The organism is Streptomyces sp. NPDC088766 (assembly GCF_044750845.1).
Classification (GTDB): Bacteria; Actinomycetota; Actinomycetes; order Streptomycetales; family Streptomycetaceae; genus Streptomyces.
Genome location: NZ_JBIVKQ010000001.1, coordinates 333,923 through 351,613, shown reverse-complemented (window position 1 = coordinate 351,613; position 17,691 = coordinate 333,923). Strand labels below are relative to the sequence as shown.

General features: G+C 72.6%; 16 protein-coding genes. 9 read left to right on the top strand and 7 right to left on the bottom strand.

What is annotated here, in order from left to right:
- Positions 1-7: 7 nt before the first annotated feature.
- From ACIP5W_RS01575 to ACIP5W_RS01560, 4 genes are all read right to left on the bottom strand, one after another.
- On the bottom strand, positions 8-649 hold the full coding sequence (locus tag ACIP5W_RS01575; RefSeq protein WP_401465015.1) for a hypothetical protein: 642 nt from the start codon (positions 647-649) through the stop codon (positions 8-10).
- A 153-nt stretch (positions 650-802) separates the two neighbouring features.
- The gene (locus ACIP5W_RS01570; protein ID WP_401465012.1) at positions 803-1,213 is read right to left on the bottom strand and encodes a RidA family protein; all 411 of its coding nucleotides are present in this window, start codon (positions 1,211-1,213) and stop codon (positions 803-805) included.
- Between the two features lie 21 nt (positions 1,214-1,234).
- A complete protein-coding gene (locus ACIP5W_RS01565) occupies positions 1,235-1,978 on the bottom strand; it encodes an IclR family transcriptional regulator (RefSeq protein WP_401465009.1) in 744 nt (247 codons plus the stop codon).
- Positions 1,975-3,096, bottom strand: coding sequence for a sugar kinase (locus ACIP5W_RS01560; RefSeq protein ID WP_401465006.1), 1,122 nt, complete (start codon positions 3,094-3,096; stop codon positions 1,975-1,977). Before ACIP5W_RS01560 ends, ACIP5W_RS01565 begins: the two co-directional genes overlap by 4 nt.
- Positions 3,097-3,229: 133 nt before the next feature.
- Between ACIP5W_RS01560 and ACIP5W_RS01555 the strand changes: the two genes are divergently transcribed.
- Together ACIP5W_RS01555 and ACIP5W_RS01550 are read left to right on the top strand one after the other, a co-directional pair.
- Positions 3,230-4,507 (top strand): amino acid deaminase, encoded by a 1,278-nt coding sequence (locus ACIP5W_RS01555; protein WP_401465003.1) that lies wholly within the window; start codon positions 3,230-3,232, stop codon positions 4,505-4,507.
- 10 nt (positions 4,508-4,517) lie between these two features.
- Positions 4,518-6,134 (top strand): amidohydrolase family protein, encoded by a 1,617-nt coding sequence (locus ACIP5W_RS01550; RefSeq protein WP_401465000.1) that lies wholly within the window; start codon positions 4,518-4,520, stop codon positions 6,132-6,134.
- A gap of 39 nt (positions 6,135-6,173) precedes the next feature.
- On the opposite strand, the gene ACIP5W_RS01545 is transcribed toward ACIP5W_RS01550, so the two are convergent.
- Together ACIP5W_RS01545 and ACIP5W_RS01540 are read right to left on the bottom strand one after the other, a co-directional pair.
- Entirely contained in the window at positions 6,174-7,085 is a 912-nt protein-coding gene (locus ACIP5W_RS01545; protein WP_401464997.1) for a serine protease, read from the bottom strand.
- 590 nt (positions 7,086-7,675) lie between these two features.
- On the bottom strand, positions 7,676-8,344 hold the full coding sequence (locus ACIP5W_RS01540) for a hypothetical protein (protein WP_401464994.1): 669 nt from the start codon (positions 8,342-8,344) through the stop codon (positions 7,676-7,678).
- Positions 8,345-8,469: 125 nt separating this feature from the next.
- Between ACIP5W_RS01540 and ACIP5W_RS01535 the strand changes: the two genes are divergently transcribed.
- The 7 genes from ACIP5W_RS01535 to ACIP5W_RS01505 all read left to right on the top strand — a co-directional run bounded on the left by ACIP5W_RS01535 (position 8,470) and on the right by ACIP5W_RS01505 (position 15,431).
- Entirely contained in the window at positions 8,470-9,681 is a 1,212-nt protein-coding gene (locus ACIP5W_RS01535) for a pyridoxal phosphate-dependent aminotransferase (protein ID WP_401464992.1), read from the top strand.
- Between the two features lie 113 nt (positions 9,682-9,794).
- Positions 9,795-10,208 carry a hypothetical protein gene (locus tag ACIP5W_RS01530; protein ID WP_401464989.1) on the top strand — a complete coding sequence of 138 codons (414 nt, stop codon included), beginning with the start codon at positions 9,795-9,797 and terminating at the stop codon, positions 10,206-10,208.
- Between the two features lie 93 nt (positions 10,209-10,301).
- Positions 10,302-10,886, top strand: coding sequence for a Uma2 family endonuclease (locus ACIP5W_RS01525; protein WP_401465652.1), 585 nt, complete (start codon positions 10,302-10,304; stop codon positions 10,884-10,886).
- A gap of 129 nt (positions 10,887-11,015) precedes the next feature.
- The gene (locus ACIP5W_RS01520; protein WP_401464986.1) at positions 11,016-12,092 is read left to right on the top strand and encodes a hypothetical protein; all 1,077 of its coding nucleotides are present in this window, start codon (positions 11,016-11,018) and stop codon (positions 12,090-12,092) included.
- Between the two features lie 24 nt (positions 12,093-12,116).
- Positions 12,117-13,292 (top strand): toxic anion resistance protein, encoded by a 1,176-nt coding sequence (locus tag ACIP5W_RS01515; RefSeq protein ID WP_401464983.1) that lies wholly within the window; start codon positions 12,117-12,119, stop codon positions 13,290-13,292.
- Positions 13,289-14,842, top strand: a complete 1,554-nt coding sequence (locus tag ACIP5W_RS01510; RefSeq protein ID WP_401464980.1) for a substrate-binding domain-containing protein — start codon at positions 13,289-13,291, stop codon at positions 14,840-14,842. Before ACIP5W_RS01515 ends, ACIP5W_RS01510 begins: the two co-directional genes overlap by 4 nt.
- Entirely contained in the window at positions 14,829-15,431 is a 603-nt protein-coding gene (locus ACIP5W_RS01505; protein ID WP_401464977.1) for a hypothetical protein, read from the top strand. The genes ACIP5W_RS01510 and ACIP5W_RS01505 overlap by 14 nt, the downstream gene beginning before the upstream one ends.
- A gap of 191 nt (positions 15,432-15,622) precedes the next feature.
- Here the strand turns inward: ACIP5W_RS01505 and ACIP5W_RS01500 are convergent, their stop codons facing one another.
- Positions 15,623-17,446: a phosphoenolpyruvate carboxykinase (GTP) gene (locus ACIP5W_RS01500; protein WP_401464974.1), complete on the bottom strand. Its 1,824-nt coding sequence runs from the start codon at positions 17,444-17,446 to the stop codon at positions 15,623-15,625.
- Positions 17,447-17,691: the final 245 nt, after the last annotated feature.

Here is a 17,691-nt window from a genome sequence, read left to right as displayed (position 1 = left end):
GCGCCCGCTAGTCGGCGTCGGGCTCAGCGTCCGACTTGGCGCCGGGCTCCGCGTCCGACGTGGCGTCGGATGCGGCGTCGGACGCGGCGTCGGATGCGGCGTCGGACGCGGCGTCGGACGCGGCGTCCTCGCGGTCGGCCGCGTCCTCGAAGTAGGCGTCGAGGACCGCGTCCAGCTGCTCGTCCCACTCCTTGAAGCGGCCCCTGGCCGTCGCCTCGATCTCGATCGGGTACCAGCGGCGGTCAGGGGTGTGCACCGTGATGGTGAACCGCTTCCCGAACCGCGGGGTCTCCGTCTCGATCGCGCCGATCTCCTCCCAGCGGAACTCGCACTCCTCCTCGTCGAGGCGGAGGCGGACGCCCCGGGCGTCGGCGACGATCCGCGCCCGGCGGTCGGCGGCCTCGAAGACGGGGCCGTCCGGCGTCGCCTCCGGCTCCGGCTCCTCCGACTCCCCGGCCGACGCGGCCACTTCGGCCGGTGCGCCGCCGGAGACGTCCGGGGCGGTGACCGCCCCGTCCTCCTCCGCGTCGTCCTTCGGCCTGGCGTCCTTCGGCTCCGCGGTCACGGGCGAGGTGAGCCCGGGGATGAATGCCGGATCGAATCCGGCGCCCTCCAGGGGCTGGCTGCTCGAACCTATGCGCTGCTCCACAGCGGGCAGTATGGTCGACGATCCTGTGCCGGACACAGCCAGCCCCGACTTCGTTATGAGACGCCTACACGCGAGCAAGCGGCCGCGGCTGGACGAACAGGCCCAATACGGCCGCCACGGCGAAGCCGACGCCGGACGGCGCCGTCTTCGGGATCAGTCCAGGACGGCGAGCGCGTCGATCTCGACGAGGAGGCCGGCGGGGAGACCGACGTAGACGGTCGTGCGCGCGGCGGGCGGGGCGGTGAGCGCCTGCTCCTCGAAGTAGGTGTCGTAGAGGTCGTTCATCTCGGCGAAGTGGTCCACGTCCGTCAGGTAGACGCGGATCATCACCACGTCGTCCCAGCTCGCGCCGCCCTCCTCCAGGACCGCCTTGACGTTGGCGAGGGTCTGGAGGGTCTGCTCGCGCAGGGTGGGGCCGGCCGGTGCGGGGGGCCTGCCCTCCTCGGCGGGCAGGAAGCCGACCTGCCCGGCGACCTGGAGGATGTTGCCCTTCCGCACGCCGTGCGAGAACTTCGCGGGCGGAGCGGTGTGGGTCTTCGGGGTGAGCGCGGTCTTGTCGGTCATGGTCGTACGGTGTCCTTCGCTTCAGGTCCTGCCGGAGTACTCGCCGCTGATGTCGTCCGCGGTGCGGCGCACCTGCGGGAGCAGGGTGAGGAGTTCGTCGGCGGTGACGACGACGTTCGGCGCGGAGACCGACATCGCGGCGGCCACCCGGCCGTCGGCGCCGCGGATCGGTGCGGCGACGCAGTTGACGGACTCCTCGTGGCCGCCGAGGTCGGTGGCCCAGCCCTGTTCGCGCACCTTCGCCAGCTCCCGCAGGAAAGCGGGTGCGTCGGGGGTGGAACGGGCCGTGTAGAGGGGGTAGTCGAGCCGCTCGGCGACCGTGCGCCGCTCGGGCTCGGGCAGGTCGGCCAGGAGCAGTTTGGCGACCGCGGCGACGGTGATGGCGACCGGCCTGCCGATCCGCGAGTACATCCGCACCGGGTAGCGGCTCTCCACCTTGTCGATGTAGAGGACCTCGCCCTCCTCGTACACGGCGAGGTGCACGGTGTGTCCGCACCGCTCGTTGAGCCGTACCAGGTGGGGGTGGGCGATCTCGCGGACGTCGAGGTTCTCCATCGCCTCCTGGGCGAGGGCGAAGAGGCGGGCGCCGAGCCGGTAGCGCTGGTCGGACTGCCGGTAGACGAGCCCGTGCTCGTGCAGGGTCCGCAGCAGCCGCAGGGCCGTGGACTTGTGGACGCCGAGGCGGTCGGCGACCTGTCCGAGGTCGGCGGGGCCCTCGGCGAGCAAGGGCAGGATGCTCAGGGCGCGGTCGACGGTCTGGCTCATGGGGTGCGTACCTCCTCGGTGGCCGCCGCGGCTTGCGTCCAGCCCGGGCCGAGTCGAAGTCTCCCCCACGCGCCGTCGTCGAGGGCGGCGAGGCGGTCGGCGTGTGCGATCCAGGCGGGGCGCGGCGCAGCCGCTCCGTGAGGGGCGGTGGCCGGGCGACGGGCGGGCGGGGGCACGGCGAGGTCGCCGGGGACGGTCAGGGCGGCGGCGGCCCAGAGGTGTCCGTGGCGCAGGCGGTCCTTCACCGGCAGGCCGCGCAGGGTGGCGGAGAGGAACCCGGCGGCGAAGGCGTCCCCGGCGCCGACGGCGGCGACGACGTCGACGCGGGGGGCGGGGACACGGGTGGCCGTCCCGTCGGCGTCCTTTGTCCCCTCGGCGTCCCGGTCGAAGGCCACGGCTCCGTCCGGTCCCTGCTTGACGACGAGGAGGTCCACCCCGGGCAGCGCGTCGGCGACGGCGCGGGCGCCGTGCAGACCCCAGGCGTCCCGTGCCTCGTCGGCCCCGACGAAGACGATGTCGGCGCGGCGGGCCAGTTCGAGCAGGACGTGCGGGCCTTCGGCGTCGGGCCACAGCACGGCCCGGAAGTTGACGTCGAAGGAGACGAGCGGCCGGTCCGGCCGGGGCCCGGTCAGTTCCTCCAGGAGGCCCAGGCAGTCCCCCGACAGGGCCGCCGTGATCCCCGACAGGTGCAGGACGCGGCCGGCCCGCGCGGCCGTGAGGTCCACGTTGCCCGTCGTCATCGCGGAGGCCGCCGAACCGGCCCGGTAGTACGCCACCTCGTGGGCGTCGGTCGCCCGGTCCCCGGCGGTGCGGAAGTACACGCCGGTCGGCCGCGCCGGGTCGCGCCGGACGGCGGTGACGTCGACGCCGTACGCCCCGATCGTCTCGACCAGGTGGTCGCCGAACCCGTCGGCGCCGACGCGGCCGACCCAGCGCGCCGGGTGGCCGGCGGCGGCCAGCACGCAGGCCACGTTGGACTCGGCGCCGCCGACGGCCCGGTCGAAGGAGGGGACGTCGGCGAGGCGGCCGGGCCGGGAGGGCAGGAAGGTGACCATGGACTCGCCGAGCGTGACGACGTCCACGACGTCGGGGGCGTTGCGGGATCCGGTGGCGGTCACGATCGTCGTAGCTCCCTGGTCGGTGTGCGGGTCGGTTCCGTTGACCCCGCGTCGGCCGAGATGTTAGACAGCCGCAAGCGGCATACGCAACGAGTGTTGCACATGATGCAACACGGTACTTCTGGAGGCTCGTATGGCCCTCGATCCCGGGACCGAAGCGCTCGCGCGGCTCGCGCAGGAGCGCGTCGACCACCGTTTCAAGGGCCTGCCGCCGGACGCCGACGGTCTGACGGTCGGCGAACTGGCCGCCCAGCGCCGCAACCTCTTCACCGGCGGTTTCACCACCCCCGTCCTCGCGCTGTCCGCCGAGCGCCTGGAGCACAACCTGCGGCTCATGGAGACGTACGCCACCCGGCACGGACTCGCGTTCGCCCCGCACGGCAAGACCTCCATGGCGCCCCGGCTGTTCCGGCGGCAGATCGAGCACGGCGCCTGGGGCATCACCCTCGCCGTCCCCCACCAGGTCCGCGTGGCGCGGGCGTACGGCGTCCGGCGGGTCTTCCTCGCCAACGAACTGGTGGACCCGGCGGCCCTGCGCGCCGTCGCGGCGGACCTCGCCGCCGACCCCGGGTACTCCTTCGTCTGCTACGTCGACTCCGTGCGCGGGGTCGAGCTGATGGACGCGGCACTGCGCGGGGCGGCCCGGCCGCTGGACGTGGTCGTCGAACTGGCCGCGGGCGAGGGCGCCCGCACGGGGGCCCGCACGGAGGCCGGGTGCGCGGCGGTCGCGGAGGCGGTGGCCGCCGCGCCGACGCTGCGGCTGGTGGGCGTCGCCGGCTACGAGGGCGAGGTGCCGCGGGCCGACCCGGAGCGGGTGCGCGCCTGGCTGCGCCGGCTGGTGGCGCTGGCCGTGGACCTCGACGGGGCGGGGCGGTTCGCCGGCGCGGAGGAGATCGTCGTCAGCGCGGGCGGCAGCGCCTGGTTCGACGCGGTCGCGGACGTCTTCGCCACGATTCCCGAACTCTCCCTGCCGGTACTGAAGTTGCTGCGCTCCGGCGCCTACGTCTCGCACGACGACGGCCACTACCGGAGGCTCACGCCCTTCAACCGCGTCCCGCAGGAGGGCGCCCTGGAACCGGCGTTCCGCCTCTGGGCGCAGGTGGTGTCCCGGCCGTCCGCCGAGCAGGCCTTCCTGAACGCGGGCAAGCGGGACGCCGCCCACGACCTCGACCTGCCCGTCGCGCAGGTCGTGCGGCGGGACGGCGGCGAACGCCCGGCGGCAGGCATCGACGTCACCGCCCTGTCCGACCAGCACGCCTGGCTGCGGACGGCACCGGACGCCGACCTGGAGGTGGGCGACTGGGTGGGCCTCGGCCTGTCCCACCCGTGCACGTCCTTCGACAAGTGGCAGCTGATCCCGCTCGCCGAGGCGGACGGCACGGTCGTCGACTACATCCGTACGTTCTTCTAGGAGGCCGGTCGTGGAAGCTCTGGTCATCCGGGACGCGGACGTCGTCGACGGCACGGGCGCGGACTCCTACCGCGCCGACGTGGTCGTCGACGGCGGCCGGATCGTCTCGATCGTCAAGGAGGCCGCCGCCGCGGGCTGCCAGCGCCCGAAGGCGGTCCGCGAACTGGACGCCGAGGGGCTGGTCCTGTCCCCCGGCTTCATCGACATGCACGCCCACAGCGACCTCGCCCTGCTGCGCGACCCCGACCACGGCGCGAAGGCCGCGCAGGGCGTCACCCTGGAGGTGCTGGGCCAGGACGGCCTGTCGTACGCGCCCGTCGACGACCGCACGCTCGACGGGGTGCGCCGGTCCATCGCCGGCTGGAACGGCCCCGGCGACGACATCGACTTCGACTGGCGGTCGGTGGGCGAGTACCTCGACCGGCTGGACCGCGGCATCGCCGTCAACGCCGCCTATCTGATCCCCCAGGGCACGGTCCGTGCGCTCGTCGTCGGCTGGGACGACCGCGAGGCGACCCCCGGCGAACTGGACCGGATGCGGCACCTGGTGGCCGAGGGCCTGGAGCAGGGCGCGGTCGGCCTGTCCTCCGGGCTGACCTACACGCCCGGCAGGTACGCCGGGAACGCCGAACTGACCGAACTGTGCCGGGTGGTGGCCTCGTACGGCGGCTACTACTGCCCGCACCACCGCTCCTACGGCGCCGGGGCCCTGGAGGCGTACGCGGAGACGGTCGAGCTGGCCCGGCAGGCGGGCTGCGCGCTCCACCTCGCCCACGCCACCATGAACTTCGGGGTGAACGAGGGCCGGGCGTCCGAGCTGCTGGCGCTGCTGGACGAGGCGCTGGCCGCCGGGGCCGACATCACCCTCGACACCTATCCCTACACCGCCGGCTGCACCACCCTGGCGGCGCTGCTGCCGGGCTGGGCGGGCGAGGGCGGCCCCGGGGAGATCCTGCGCCGGCTGACGGACGAGGAGAGTGCCGAACGGATCCGGCACGACCTGGAGACGGTGGGCTCGGACGGCTGCCACGGCGTGCCGGTCGACTGGGGCACCGTCGAGATCTCGGGTGTCGGCAGCGCCGCCCTGGACGCGTACGTCGGCCGCACGGTCCGGGAGTCGGCGGCGCTGCGCGGCGAGACGCCCTGGACGACCGCCCGCCGGCTGCTGGTCGAGGACCGGCTCGCCACGGCGGTCCTCCAGCACGTCGGCCACGAGGAGAACGTCCGCGCGATCATGCGGCACCGGGTGCACACCGGCGGCTCGGACGGCATCCTCCAAGGCGCCAAGCCCCACCCGCGCGCGTACGGCACCTTCCCGCGGTACCTCGGCCGGTACGTGCGGGAGTTGGGGGTGCTGTCGCTGGAGAGCTGCGTCGCCCACCTCACCGGCCGCCCGGCGGCCCGGCTGCGGCTGCCGGACCGGGGCCTGGTCCGCGAGGGGTACCGGGCGGACCTGGTCCTGTTCGACCCGCGGACGGTGGCGGCGGGCTCGTCCTACGACGCGCCGCGCACGCCGCCCACCGGCATCCCGTACGTGCTGGTCGACGGCCGGTTCGTCATCGAGGACGGCCGGCGCACGGACGTACTGGCGGGACGGGCGGTCCGTCGCACTCCCGTGTCCGGGTGACGGACGCGAAAGCACGGCGGGCCGCCCCCGCGCGTCGTCCTACGGCTTGGGCAGGGCGCACCCGGCGGCGCTCAGGTTCAGCTGGTTGCCGGTCGTGAAGCAGGCGGGGAACTGGTAGGTCTCCTGGGCGTAGTTGATGCCCTGGCGGACGGTGACGTTGCCGCTCGCGTCGACCTCGCAGGGGTTGTTCACCGTGCAGGACTCGCCGTCCTCGTTGCCGGTGTTGTTGACGGCGACGACCTTGCCGGTGGCCTGGTCGACCACCGGCGAGCCGGAGGTGCCGCCGATGGTCTGGCAGGCGGAGGTGTAGCGGACCGAGTCCTTCCAGGTCCAGTCGCCCTCCTTGATGCGGTACACGAACCCGTCGATGTTGCAGCTGTAGAGCCGCTTCCAGTAGCCGGAGGCGACGGTGATCGCGGTGCCGGCGGTCGGGTGCGTGTCCTGCACGGTGAGCGCGCTGATGCCGTAGGAGCTGCGGATCGTCGCGTACGTGCTGGTGAGCTGGTAGACCGTGGCGTCCGTGTCGGTCATCGTCGAGTAGGCGATCTTGCTGGCGCGCAGGGTCGCGACCCGGGTGCCGGCGGAGTTGAGCAGCCCGAAGGTGCGGCTGGAGGCCCGGTTCACGATGACCTGGCCCGGCGCCGGGAACCCCGTCTCCAGGCAGTGGCCGTTGGTGAGGACCAGTGCCGGGTCGGTGTCCAGGGAGTTCGGGAAGCGGACCAGGGAGCCGGAACAGTTGCTCAGCGCCACGGTCCCGGCCAGGGTGACGGCCTGCAGGGCCGGCGACGCGGCCGCCTTCGTGTCCGCCGCGTCCGCGACGGCCGACGCCGTGCTCACGACCGCCGGCGCCTCGCCGGCGGGCGCCTCGCTCACGGGCGCCGCGACCGCGGGCGCCGCGCCGGCCCCGGCGATGGCCAGGGCGATGAACGCGGCGACGAGAGGCTTTCTCATGTGGGGGTCCCCTCTGACGACAGGACGACCGGAGATCTTCCGGCCGCCGGTGCTGTGCCACGCGCGACGGATCAAGCGCGCTTTTTGTCATGCGCATTGTTAGCGCAGAGAGAGGGGAGGACAAGGATCACTTTTCAGCCGCGGGGGGTGCGGTGGGGCGGGACGGCCGGGACGGCCGGGACGGCCGGGACCACTGGGTGCGGCGGCCCGGCGCCGCCGAGGGATCGGCGAGGGCGGCCGCCGGCAGCCGGCGCGAGTCGGCGGGGCCGTCGGAAGCCGGCTGGAGCCGCCCGAGCACCGGTGCGGAACCACCGGAGACGGCGAGACCGGCCGGGAAGCCGGCGGGCGCCGCCGGAAGGTGCCGCCAGTCGGCGGGAGCGGCCAGGAAGCCGACGGGTGCGGCGCAAGCGGCCGAAGGCCCGTCGGACAGCCGCGAGGCAGCGCCGGTGACCGGCGGGAGGCGGCAGGGGACGCGGTGCGGGGCCGGCGGGAGCCGACAGGGGACGCGGGCCGGAGCCGGCGGTCGGGGGGCCGGATGCGGCCGGGAGCCGTGGCCGCCTCAGTGCGGACCGGCGCTCTCCCGGCCTCCTCTACCTCTGCCCTTTGCCCCGCCCTTTGGCGTTCCCCCTGCCGGATTCGGCTGTCGGGGCGGTGCCCGCCTCGTCGGGTGCGGAGCTCGTCGCGGGGGCTGCCGAAGGGGACGCCGCCGCCGTCGGCCCGGGCGCCTTGGCGTCCGACGAGGGAGTGGGCCGGGCCGCGGTGGGGGACGCCCCGGCCGTCGGCCCGGTGTCCGTCCCCCGGGCGGGGGACGGGGACTGCTCGCCCTCCGCTCCGGACGTCTCCACCGGAGCCGACCGGGTGTCCGCCGGCCGCCCCTTCTCCGCGTCGTCCGGCGGTCCGGAGAACGCGAAGCCCGCGACCAGCGCGGCCACGGAGGCGACACCGACCGCACCGACGGCGGCGAGCGCGCGCCGGGGCCGCCGGGCGGCCCGCCGACGGTCCGCACGGCCGCCGGACGGCTGCGGGTCGTATCCCCACGGGCCGTATCCCTGCGGGTCGTGTTCCTGCGGGTCGTGTTCCTGCGGGCCCGGCGTCTCCGCGACGCGCGGCAGCTCGCTCGTCTCGTCGTAGGCGTTCTCCCACCCGTGCGCCGCGGCCGGATCCCGGTACGCCTCGTAGGGCGGCGGGTCGGTCTCGGCGTACGGGAGGTACACGTTCGGCTGAACCGGGGGGTTCGCGCTCTCACCTGGCCTGGACATGGCCGGGGATTGTAGAGAGGCGGGGGGCCTCCGGGACAGCGGGCGGCGATATCACCGCAAACCAGACGTCTCACGTGGCGGAAAACACGCCCCGGGGAGCGTTACCGAGCCGTAAGCTCCCAGACATGCAGGTGATCCAGTCGACCAAGCTCAGCAATGTCTGTTACGAGATCCGGGGCCCGGTTCTCGAAGAGGCGATGCGTCTGGAGGCGGCGGGACACCGCATCCTCAAGCTGAACACGGGCAATCCGGCCGCGTTCGGCTTCGACTGCCCGCCGGAGATCCTGGAGGACATCCTCCGCAACGTCTCCTCGGCGCACGGCTACGGCGACGCCAAGGGCCTGCTGGCCGCGCGCCGCGCCGTGGTCATGCACAACCAGACGCTGGGCATCGAGACGGACGTCGAGCACGTCTTCATCGGCAACGGCGTCTCCGAGCTGATCGTGATGGCGATGCAGGGCCTGCTGGACGACGGCGACGAGGTCCTCGTCCCGGCACCCGACTACCCCCTGTGGACCGCCGCCGTGGCGCTCTCCGGCGGCACCGCCGTGCACTACCGCTGCGACGAGCAGGCCGACTGGATGCCGGACCTCGCGGACATCGAGCGCAAGGTCACCGACCGCACCAAGGCGATCGTCGTCATCAACCCGAACAACCCGACGGGCGCGGTGTACGACGAGGCGATGCTCCGGGGCCTGACCGACATCGCCCGCCGGCACAACCTGCTGGTCTGCTCGGACGAGATCTACGACAAGATCCTCTACGACGGCGCCACGCACACCCCGACCGCCAGGATCGCACCGGACCTGCTCACCCTCACCTTCAACGGCATGTCGAAGGCGTACCGGGTGGCCGGGTACCGGGTGGGCTGGATGTCGATCTCGGGGCCGCGCGCCCACGCCGACTCCTACATCGAGGGCCTGACGATCCTGGCGAACATGCGCCTGTGCGCGAACATGCCGGGTCAGCACGGGGTGGTGGCCGCGCTCAGCGGGCGGCAGACGATCAACGAGCTGGTGCTGCCGGGCGGACGGCTCAAGGAGCAGATGGACACGGCGTACGAGCTGCTGACGCAGATCCCGGGGGTGACGTGCGTGCGGCCGAAGGGGGCGCTGTACCTCTTCCCGCGCCTGGACCCGTCGGTCTTCAAGATCAAGGACGACCGGCGGATGGTCCTCGACCTGCTGCGCCAGGAGAAGATCATGGTGGTGCAGGGCACCGGCTTCAACTGGCCGGAACCCGACCACTTCCGGGTGGTCACGCTGCCCACGGTGACGGACCTGCGGGACGCGGTCGGACGGATCGGACGCTTCCTGGACGGTTACGGCCAGCCCTGAAGGCCCGGCCCGGTCACGCCCGGTGAGCGGCCGCGTCCACTTCCGAGACCGCCACAACTTTAGACGAATTCCAAGCTAGGATGGTTTCCTGTCAGCACACGGGAGGCCATCTCATGTACGAACCGATCCGCACCAAGTCGGTGCACAGCACGATGGCCGGCACCTCCGACTTCCCCCACCGGACGCGCGAGGAGGAGCTGGACATCCAGCTCGCGGGACATCTCGCGGCACTGCTCGCCGTCACCGACGAACTGCGCGCCCGGACCCCGTCCTGCGACCTGGACACCGCGGCCGAACGGCTCGCGCAGCAGGTCGCCCGGCTGCGGGGAGGCAGGCCGCCGGTCCGCACCACGACCTCCGGCACCACCCGGTCCGCGGCTCTGCACCGCCGGGCCCACACCCTCGCCGGACGCGCCCTGGTCGTCGCCGCGTCCCGCGCCGACACGGCCGCGGCGATCCTCGCGGCCGAGCGCATGGACGCCCACACCGCGGCCCTGGCGGCCGACACCCTGACCGCCACCGCCTGACCCCACCGGGGCCCCCGAACGGCCCCGGTCCGCGCGCACCCGCAGCGACGCGCGGACCGGGCGCCACGCTCTCGGTACTCTGGCCGCATGGGCATGGAGTACGCGAAGATGCGCGCGATCGCCGAGGAACTCGGGACCTACGCCGAGCGCCTCGAAGGGGCCTGGAGCGTCGAGATCGGCCCGTCCGGCCCGATACTGGCCATGATGTGCCCGTCGAAGCGCCACGAGGGCACGATCCGCCGCATCTGCAAGCAACTGGACGCGCAACTCCTCAACACTCACCCGGGGTACATCTGTGCGAACGGTCCTGAGATCGAGCACCCCGGTATCGGCCGCATGCGTCTCCCCGACGCCGCCGTCATCCCCGAGGAGGCCCTTGACGAAGAAGGTCTCGCCGTCGACGCCGTCCAGGTGCTCGCGGTCGTCGAGATCATCTCGCCGTCCAACCCGAACAACGACTACATCGAAAAGCTCGCCGACTACCCCGCCATGGGCATCCCCCACTACCTGATCGTCGACCCGCGCACCGGCACCGTCGAGGTGCACTCCGAGCCCTGCAAGGGCCGGTACACGCGCAAGGACCCGTACATCTACGGCGACAAGGTCCCCTTCGGTCCCTGGACGATCGAGACGGCCGACTTCCGCCGCTACGGCAGGGCCGGTGACAGCGTGGACTGAGCCGTCCTCCCGACGGCCGCGGGCCCACAACAGGAAGGGCCGGTTCCCGTTGCATTCCGGGTCCGGTCCTTCACCCCCCGTTCATCCCGGTCACCCGGGAATGTGCGGTTCCGGGAGCACGCTCCGGGCGTGAGACGTATCGCAGGAATCGTCCTCGCGGTGCTGCTGATCGGTGGCGTGGTGGCCGCCGTCGTCGCAGGCCGGGACAACGAGGAGACAGGCACGGCAACGAAGACCGTGCGGATGGTCATCGGATCGGAGAAGGCCGAGTTCTTCGCCGATCCGGACGTGGTGAAGGCCCTCGCCGCCAAGGGCTACACCGTGCGGGCCGAGACCTCCGGATCCTGGGCCATGGAAGGACTGGACCTCGCGGGATTCGACCTCGCCTTCCCGTCCAGCCAGGCGCCCGCCGCCGAACTCGCCGCCAAGTACGAGGTCACGGGGACCCTCCCCCGCCCGTTCTACTCGCCGCTCGTCGTCGTGGCCCACCGCGGGGCCGCCGAGGTGCTCGCCAAGAACGGGCTGGCCGCGCTCGACGGAAAGAGCCGCGGCACGCTGGACATGGCCGCCTTCCTCGACGCGGCCGGGCACGACCGCACCTGGCAGCAGCTCAAGGGCGCCGCGGCGTACGGGGAGCTGACCGGCACCCTCTACATCTCCAGCACCGCCCCGGAGAGCTCCAACTCCGGCGCCCTCTACCTGGCCGCCGCCTCCTACGTCGCCAACGGCGGCAAGGTGGTCGCGAGCGACGCCGAGGTCACGAGGACCACGCCGCTGCTGCGCAAGCTGGTCGGCGTGCAGGGTGCCCAGCAGTCCAGCACCGACGCGGCCTTCCGGGACTTCGTCAGCGGCGCCGGCAACCCCCTCGTCCTCGTCTACGAGTCCCAGGTGGCAGCCCTCCTCGACGGGCAGCCCGACCTCAAAGACCTGGTCGTCCTCTACCCGGACACCACGGTCAACAGCGACCACACCGTCGTACCGCTCACCGAGCGGGGCAAGGCCGTCGCCGAACTCCTCGGCAGCGAACCGCGGTTGCGCAAGCTGGCCGTGCGGCACGGCTTCCGTCCGCAGGGCGACCCCGCCGAGTTCGCGGCGGCCACCGCGCAGCGCACCGCCTATCTCAAGCAGCAGCTGACCGGCGTCCGCCAGGCGCCCGTGCCCACCTCCGCGGTGCTGCACGAGCTGGCGCGACGGGCGCGCGGATAGAGCCGACATGGGGGGACACACCAAGTGAGCACCACAGACAGCGACTTCACCCTCACCCCGCCGGAGGCCGTCACGGCCGTGCCGCGGGAGAGGGCCGGCGGACTCGTGCCGGTCGACGACCGGGTCCGCACCGACATGGCCGCCAAGGCCGCCGCGTACGTCGGCGGCCTGGCCGCCCTGGACGCCCGCTCGCCCGAGTTCGCCGGCAAGGTCGGCGAGATCACCGCGCTGGGTGCCGGCGAGATGCGCACCGCGACCGCGCAGTCCAACCGGATGCTGGAGCGCACCGTGCGCAGCCTGCCCGACAAGGGCGGGGACGCCTCGTCGAAGGTGGCCGGCTCGCTCGTCGAACTGCGGCGCGTGGTCGAGGACCTGGACCCGCGGGACCTGCCCGCGAGCAAGGGGCGCAGGTTCCTGTCCCGGCTGCCCGGCGGCAACCGGCTGCGCGACCACGTCGCCAAGTACGCCTCCGCTCAGGGCACGTTGAACAACATCGTCGGTTCGCTGCGGGGCGGCCAGGACGAACTGCGCCGCGACAACGCCGCACTGCAGACCGAGCGGGTCCGCCTGTGGGAGACCATGGGCAAGCTCCAGGAGTACGTCGTCCTGACCGAGGCCCTGGACGAAGCCGTCGAGCAGCACATCGCCGGCGTCGGGGCCACCGACCCCGCGCAGGCCGACACTCTGCGCGCCGACGTCCTCTTCCCGGTCCGGCAGAAGCACCAGGACCTGCTCACCCAGCTCGCGGTGTGCGCGCAGGGGTACCTCGCCATGGACGTCGTACGCCGCAACAACGACGAGCTGATCAAGGGGGTCGACCGGGCGGCCACGACGACCGTGTCGGCACTGCGGATCTCCGTGATGCTGGCCTCGGCGCTGGACAACCAGAAGAAGGTCGTCGAACAGGTCAACGCCCTGCGCGGGACCACCGAGGACCTGATCCGGGGCAACGCGGAGATGCTGGCGACGCAGAGCGGGGAGATCCAGCGCATCGCCGCCGACCCGGCGGTGGGGGCCGAGACCCTGCGGACCGCCTTCCAGCAGATCCACCGCACCCTCGACGCCATCGACACGTACAAGGTGCAGGCCACCGAGGCGATGGCGGTGACGGTGGAGAACCTGACCTCCGAACTCCAGCAGGCGAGCGCCCGTCTGGACCGCAGCCGCTCGCAGGGCGCGCTGGAAGGAGGCCTCGGATGAGACGGCCGGCCGCCGCCCTGCTCGCCGCCGTCGCCCTGCTGACCGCGTGCACGGCCGCCCAGGAGAAGGGGAAGGAGAAGGACGCGGGCGCCCCCGAGCCGGGCACCCTGCGCGTCCTGGCCTCCAGCGAACTCAGCGACATGACACCGGTCTTCGAGCAGATCGAGAAGGACACCGGTGTCACGCTCCGGCCCACCTACATGGGCACCCTCGACGCCGTGGACCTGCTGGCCGACGGCAAGGCCGACGGCCGCTACGACGCCGTGTGGCTGTCCTCCAACGACTATCTGCGGCTGCGCCCGGACGCGGCGGAGCGGGTCCTGTCGGAGACCCCCGTCATGTCCAGCCCGGTCGCCGTCGGCGTCCGGACCGCCACGGTCGAGAAGTTGGGCTGGAAACCGGCCGAGGTCACCTGGTCGCAGATCGACCGGGCCGTCCGGGACGGGCGGCTCACCTACGGCATGACCGACCCGGCCCGCTCCAACTCCGGTTTCTCCACACTGATCTCGGTCGCCTCCGCGCTCTCCGGCGCCCAGTCCGCGCTCACCGACGCGGACGTGACGAAGGCCCGTCCCCGGCTGAAGGAGTTCTTCCGGGGACAGAAGCTGACCTCGGGCTCCTCGGGCTGGCTGGCGAGCGCGTACGCCCGCCGCGGCGACGTCGACGCACTGCTCAACTACGAGTCCGTCCTCAAGGGCATCCCGGGCCTGACCGTGATCCGCCCGACGGACGGCGTCGTCACCGCCGACTACCCCCTCTCCTCCCTCGCCGCCACCGGCACGACGACCCGCGAGGACGTGCGCCGGGTGGCCGAGGCGCTGCGCACGGACGCCGTGCAGCGGCTGATCACCGACCGCACCCACCGCCGTCCGGTCGTCGCCTCGGTGCCGCCCGCGGCGGGCCTCGACACCGCCCGGCGGCGCGAACTGCCCTTCCCCGGCACCCGGTCCGTCGCCGACGGCCTGCTCGACGCCTACGAGAACGAGCTGCGCCGCCCCTCGCGGACGGTGTACGTCCTCGACACCTCCGGATCGATGGAGGGCGGCCGCCTCGAGGGGCTGAAGGCGGCCCTCACCGGCCTCACCGGCGACTTCCGCGACCGGGAGGAGGTCACCCTGATGCCGTTCGGCTCGGACGTGAAGAGCGTGCGCACGCACGTCGTCGACCCCGCCGACCCGGAGAAGGGACTCGCCGCGATCCGCAGCGACACCGGGGGCCTGGAGGCCGACGGCGACACCGCGATCTTCACCTCCCTGGAGAAGGCGTACGACCATCTCGGCACCGGCACCGGCACCGGCACGGACGCGTTCACGTCGATCGTGCTGATGACGGACGGCGAGAACACCGCGGGCGCCGACGCGGACGACTTCGACGCCTTCTACCGCGGGCTGTCCGGCGACCGCCGGAACATCCCCGTCTTCACCGTCCTGTTCGGCGACTCCGACCGCGCGGAACTGGAGCACATCGCCGAACTGACCGGCGGCCGCCTCTTCGACGCCCGGCAGGGCTCGCTGGACGGCGCCTTCGAGGAGATCCGTGGCTACCAGTAGGTTCGTGGGCTACCTGGAGTCCCGCAAGAACATCGCCGGCAGCGGGTGCGGGCTGGCCGGCCTGGTGCTGACCTTCACGGGTGTGGCGGGGCCGTACTGGCCGGTCGTGGTCGTCGGCCTGTACGGCGCGGGCGCGCTGATCGCGCCGCCGGAGCGGCCCGCGCCGCCGGACTTCCCCGACCCCTCCGCGCAGCTCGACGAGGTGCGCGGCGACTTCCGCCGGCTGGAGACCTATCTCGCGGACGTCGAACTGCCGCCCGCGGCGGCCGGCCGGCTCACCGAACTGACGGAGCTGCTGGCCGCGTTGCTGGACCCGGGCTGGGTCACCGAGATCCTCGCCCAGGACCCGGAGGCGGTGCACGCGCTGTCGCGGGCGGTGCGCCAGGACGTGCCGGAGGCGGTCGACACGTTCGTGCGGACCCGCTGGTGGACGCGGCTCGCGCCCGGTCAGGAACCGCCCGAGCGCCACCTGGAGCGGCAGCTGGGGCTGCTGCACGAGGAGGCGGAGCGGCTGGCGGCGGGGCTGCGCGAGACGGAGGCGCGGCGGCAGGAGTCGCACACCCGGTACCTGGAGGACCGCTCGAAATAGGGCGTGACAAGGGCGAAGGCCTGCCGCCGCCCGTCCCGTCGGGGCTGACGGGTGGGCGGCGACAGGCCCTGGGCCCCCCACGCCGTTGTGCGGGGCCTCGCCGGTCCTTGGTGCTGTCACCGCGGCCGGCCGTGACGATGTTGCTGGTCAGGGCTCGATCGGAACCGGCCGCGGCGTATGGAGGGGGCTGGTCAGCCCAGGCGCTGCACCAGAGCGCGGTACTCGTCCCACAGCTCCTTCGGCGTGTGGTCGCCGAAGGTGTCGAGGTGGTCGGGGATCAGGGCGGCCTCCTCGCGCCAGATCTCCTTGTCGACGGTGAGGAGGAAGTCGAGGTCCTTCCCGTCCAGGTCGAGGCCCTCGGTGTCCAGGGCGCCCGGCGCCGGCAGGATGCCGATCGGTGTCTCGACGCCCTCGGCCCTGCCGTCCAGGCGCTCCACGATCCACTTCAGGACGCGGGAGTTCTCGCCGAAGCCTGGCCAGACGAACCTGCCGTCGTCGTCCTTGCGGAACCAGTTGACGTAGTAGATCTTCGGGAGCTTCGCCTGGTCCTTGTCCTTGGCGACGTCGACCCAGTGGCCCATGTAGTCGCCCATGTTGTAGCCGCAGAACGGCAGCATGGCGAAGGGGTCGCGGCGCAGCTCGCCGACCTTGCCCTCGGCGGCGGCGGTCTTCTCGGAGGCCACGTTGGCGCCGAGGAAGACGCCGTGGTTCCAGTCGAAGGACTCCGTCACCAGCGGTACGGCGGTGGCGCGCCGGCCGCCGAACAGGATCGCCGAGATCGGCACGCCCCTGGGGTCCTCCCACTCGGGCGCGATGATCGGGCACTGCGAGGCGGGGACGGTGAAGCGGGCGTTGGGGTGGGCGGCAGGGGTCCCCGTCTGCGGGGTCCAGTCGTTGCCCTTCCAGTCAGTGAGGTGGGCGGGCGGCTCCTCGGTCATGCCCTCCCACCACACGTCGCCGTCGTCGGTGAGGGCGACGTTGGTGAAGACCGCGTTGCCCCACAGCGTCTTCATCGCGTTGGCATTGGTGTGCTCGCCGGTGCCGGGCGCGACGCCGAAGAAGCCCGCCTCGGGGTTGATGGCGTACAGCCGGCCGTCCTCGCCGAACCGCATCCAGGCGATGTCGTCGCCGATGGTCTCGACGGTCCAGCCGCGGGTGGTCGGCTCCAGCATGGCGAGGTTCGTCTTGCCGCAGGCGCTCGGGAAGGCGGCGGCGACGTACTTCGGCTCGCCGTGCGGCGGGGTCAGCTTGAGGATCAGCATGTGCTCGGCGAGCCAGCCCTCGTCGCGGGCCATGACGGAGGCGATGCGCAGGGCGTAGCACTTCTTGCCGAGCAGGGCGTTGCCGCCGTAGCCGGAGCCGTAGGACCAGATCTCGCGGGTCTCGGGGAAGTGCGAGATGTACTTGGTGGTGTTGCACGGCCAGGGGACGTCCGCCTCGCCCTCGGCCAGCGGCGCCCCGAGCGTGTGCACGGCACGCACGAAGAAGCCGTCGGAGCCGAGCTCGTCGAGGACGGGCTGTCCCATGCGGGTCATGGTGCGCATGGACACGGCGACGTAGGCGGAGTCGGTGATCTCGACGCCGATCGCGGAGAGGTCCGAGCCGAGGGGGCCCATGCAGAACGGGACGACGTACATCGTCCGGCCCTTCATCGAGCCGCGGAAGACGCCCTTCTCACCGGCGAAGATCTCCCGCATCTCGGCGGGGGCCTTCCAGTGGTTGGTCGGGCCCGCGTCCTCCTCCTTCTCGGAGCAGATGAAGGTGCGGTCCTCGACCCGGGCGACATCGGTCGGGTCGGACGCGGCGTAGTAGGAGTCGGGGCGCTTGACGGGGTCGAGCTTGCGGAAGGTGCCCTTCTCCACCAGCTCCTCGCACAGCCGCCGGTACTCGGCCTCGGATCCGTCACACCAGACCACGTTGTCCGGCTGCGTCAGTTCGGCGATCTCGTTGACCCACGAGATCAGTTCCTGGTGCTGGGTGGGGATGACGGGGGGAGCCGCGATGTCGCGCGCCACGATCGCTCCTAGGTGAGGGATTTTGTCCTTTTTGCCCCGTGGGGGCCGCGACCCGGATGCTTCGCAGCGAGCTGCTGAGCGCTCATCCGGTGCCGACCGCACTCATTTGATCATCCGACGTGCGCACGCATCTGTCCAGAGGGCATCACAGATGAGCGGCGTGAGGCTCGCCACGTACACTCCCGCCGACGCCCGCCGCACCCTCGGCGTCCGATCGGGGGCGTGAGACGATGACCACTCCTCGT

Bases quoted from the DNA above. Each gene is read 5' to 3' on its own strand.
- ACIP5W_RS01570 (WP_401465012.1), bottom strand. From the start codon at position 1,213: ATGACCGACAAGACCGCGCTCACCCCGAAGACCCACACCGCTCCGCCC.
- ACIP5W_RS01565 (WP_401465009.1), bottom strand. From the start codon at position 1,978: ATGAGCCAGACCGTCGACCGCGCCCTGAGCATCCTGCCCTTGCTCGCC.
- ACIP5W_RS01555 (WP_401465003.1), top strand. From the start codon at position 3,230: ATGGCCCTCGATCCCGGGACCGAAGCGCTCGCGCGGCTCGCGCAGGAG.
- ACIP5W_RS01545 (WP_401464997.1), bottom strand. From the start codon at position 7,085: ATGAGAAAGCCTCTCGTCGCCGCGTTCATCGCCCTGGCCATCGCCGGG.
- ACIP5W_RS01540 (WP_401464994.1), bottom strand. From the start codon at position 8,344: ATGTCCAGGCCAGGTGAGAGCGCGAACCCCCCGGTTCAGCCGAACGTG.
- ACIP5W_RS01535 (WP_401464992.1), top strand. From the start codon at position 8,470: ATGCAGGTGATCCAGTCGACCAAGCTCAGCAATGTCTGTTACGAGATC.
- ACIP5W_RS01530 (WP_401464989.1), top strand. From the start codon at position 9,795: ATGTACGAACCGATCCGCACCAAGTCGGTGCACAGCACGATGGCCGGC.
- ACIP5W_RS01525 (WP_401465652.1), top strand. From the start codon at position 10,302: ATGGAGTACGCGAAGATGCGCGCGATCGCCGAGGAACTCGGGACCTAC.
- ACIP5W_RS01510 (WP_401464980.1), top strand. From the start codon at position 13,289: ATGAGACGGCCGGCCGCCGCCCTGCTCGCCGCCGTCGCCCTGCTGACC.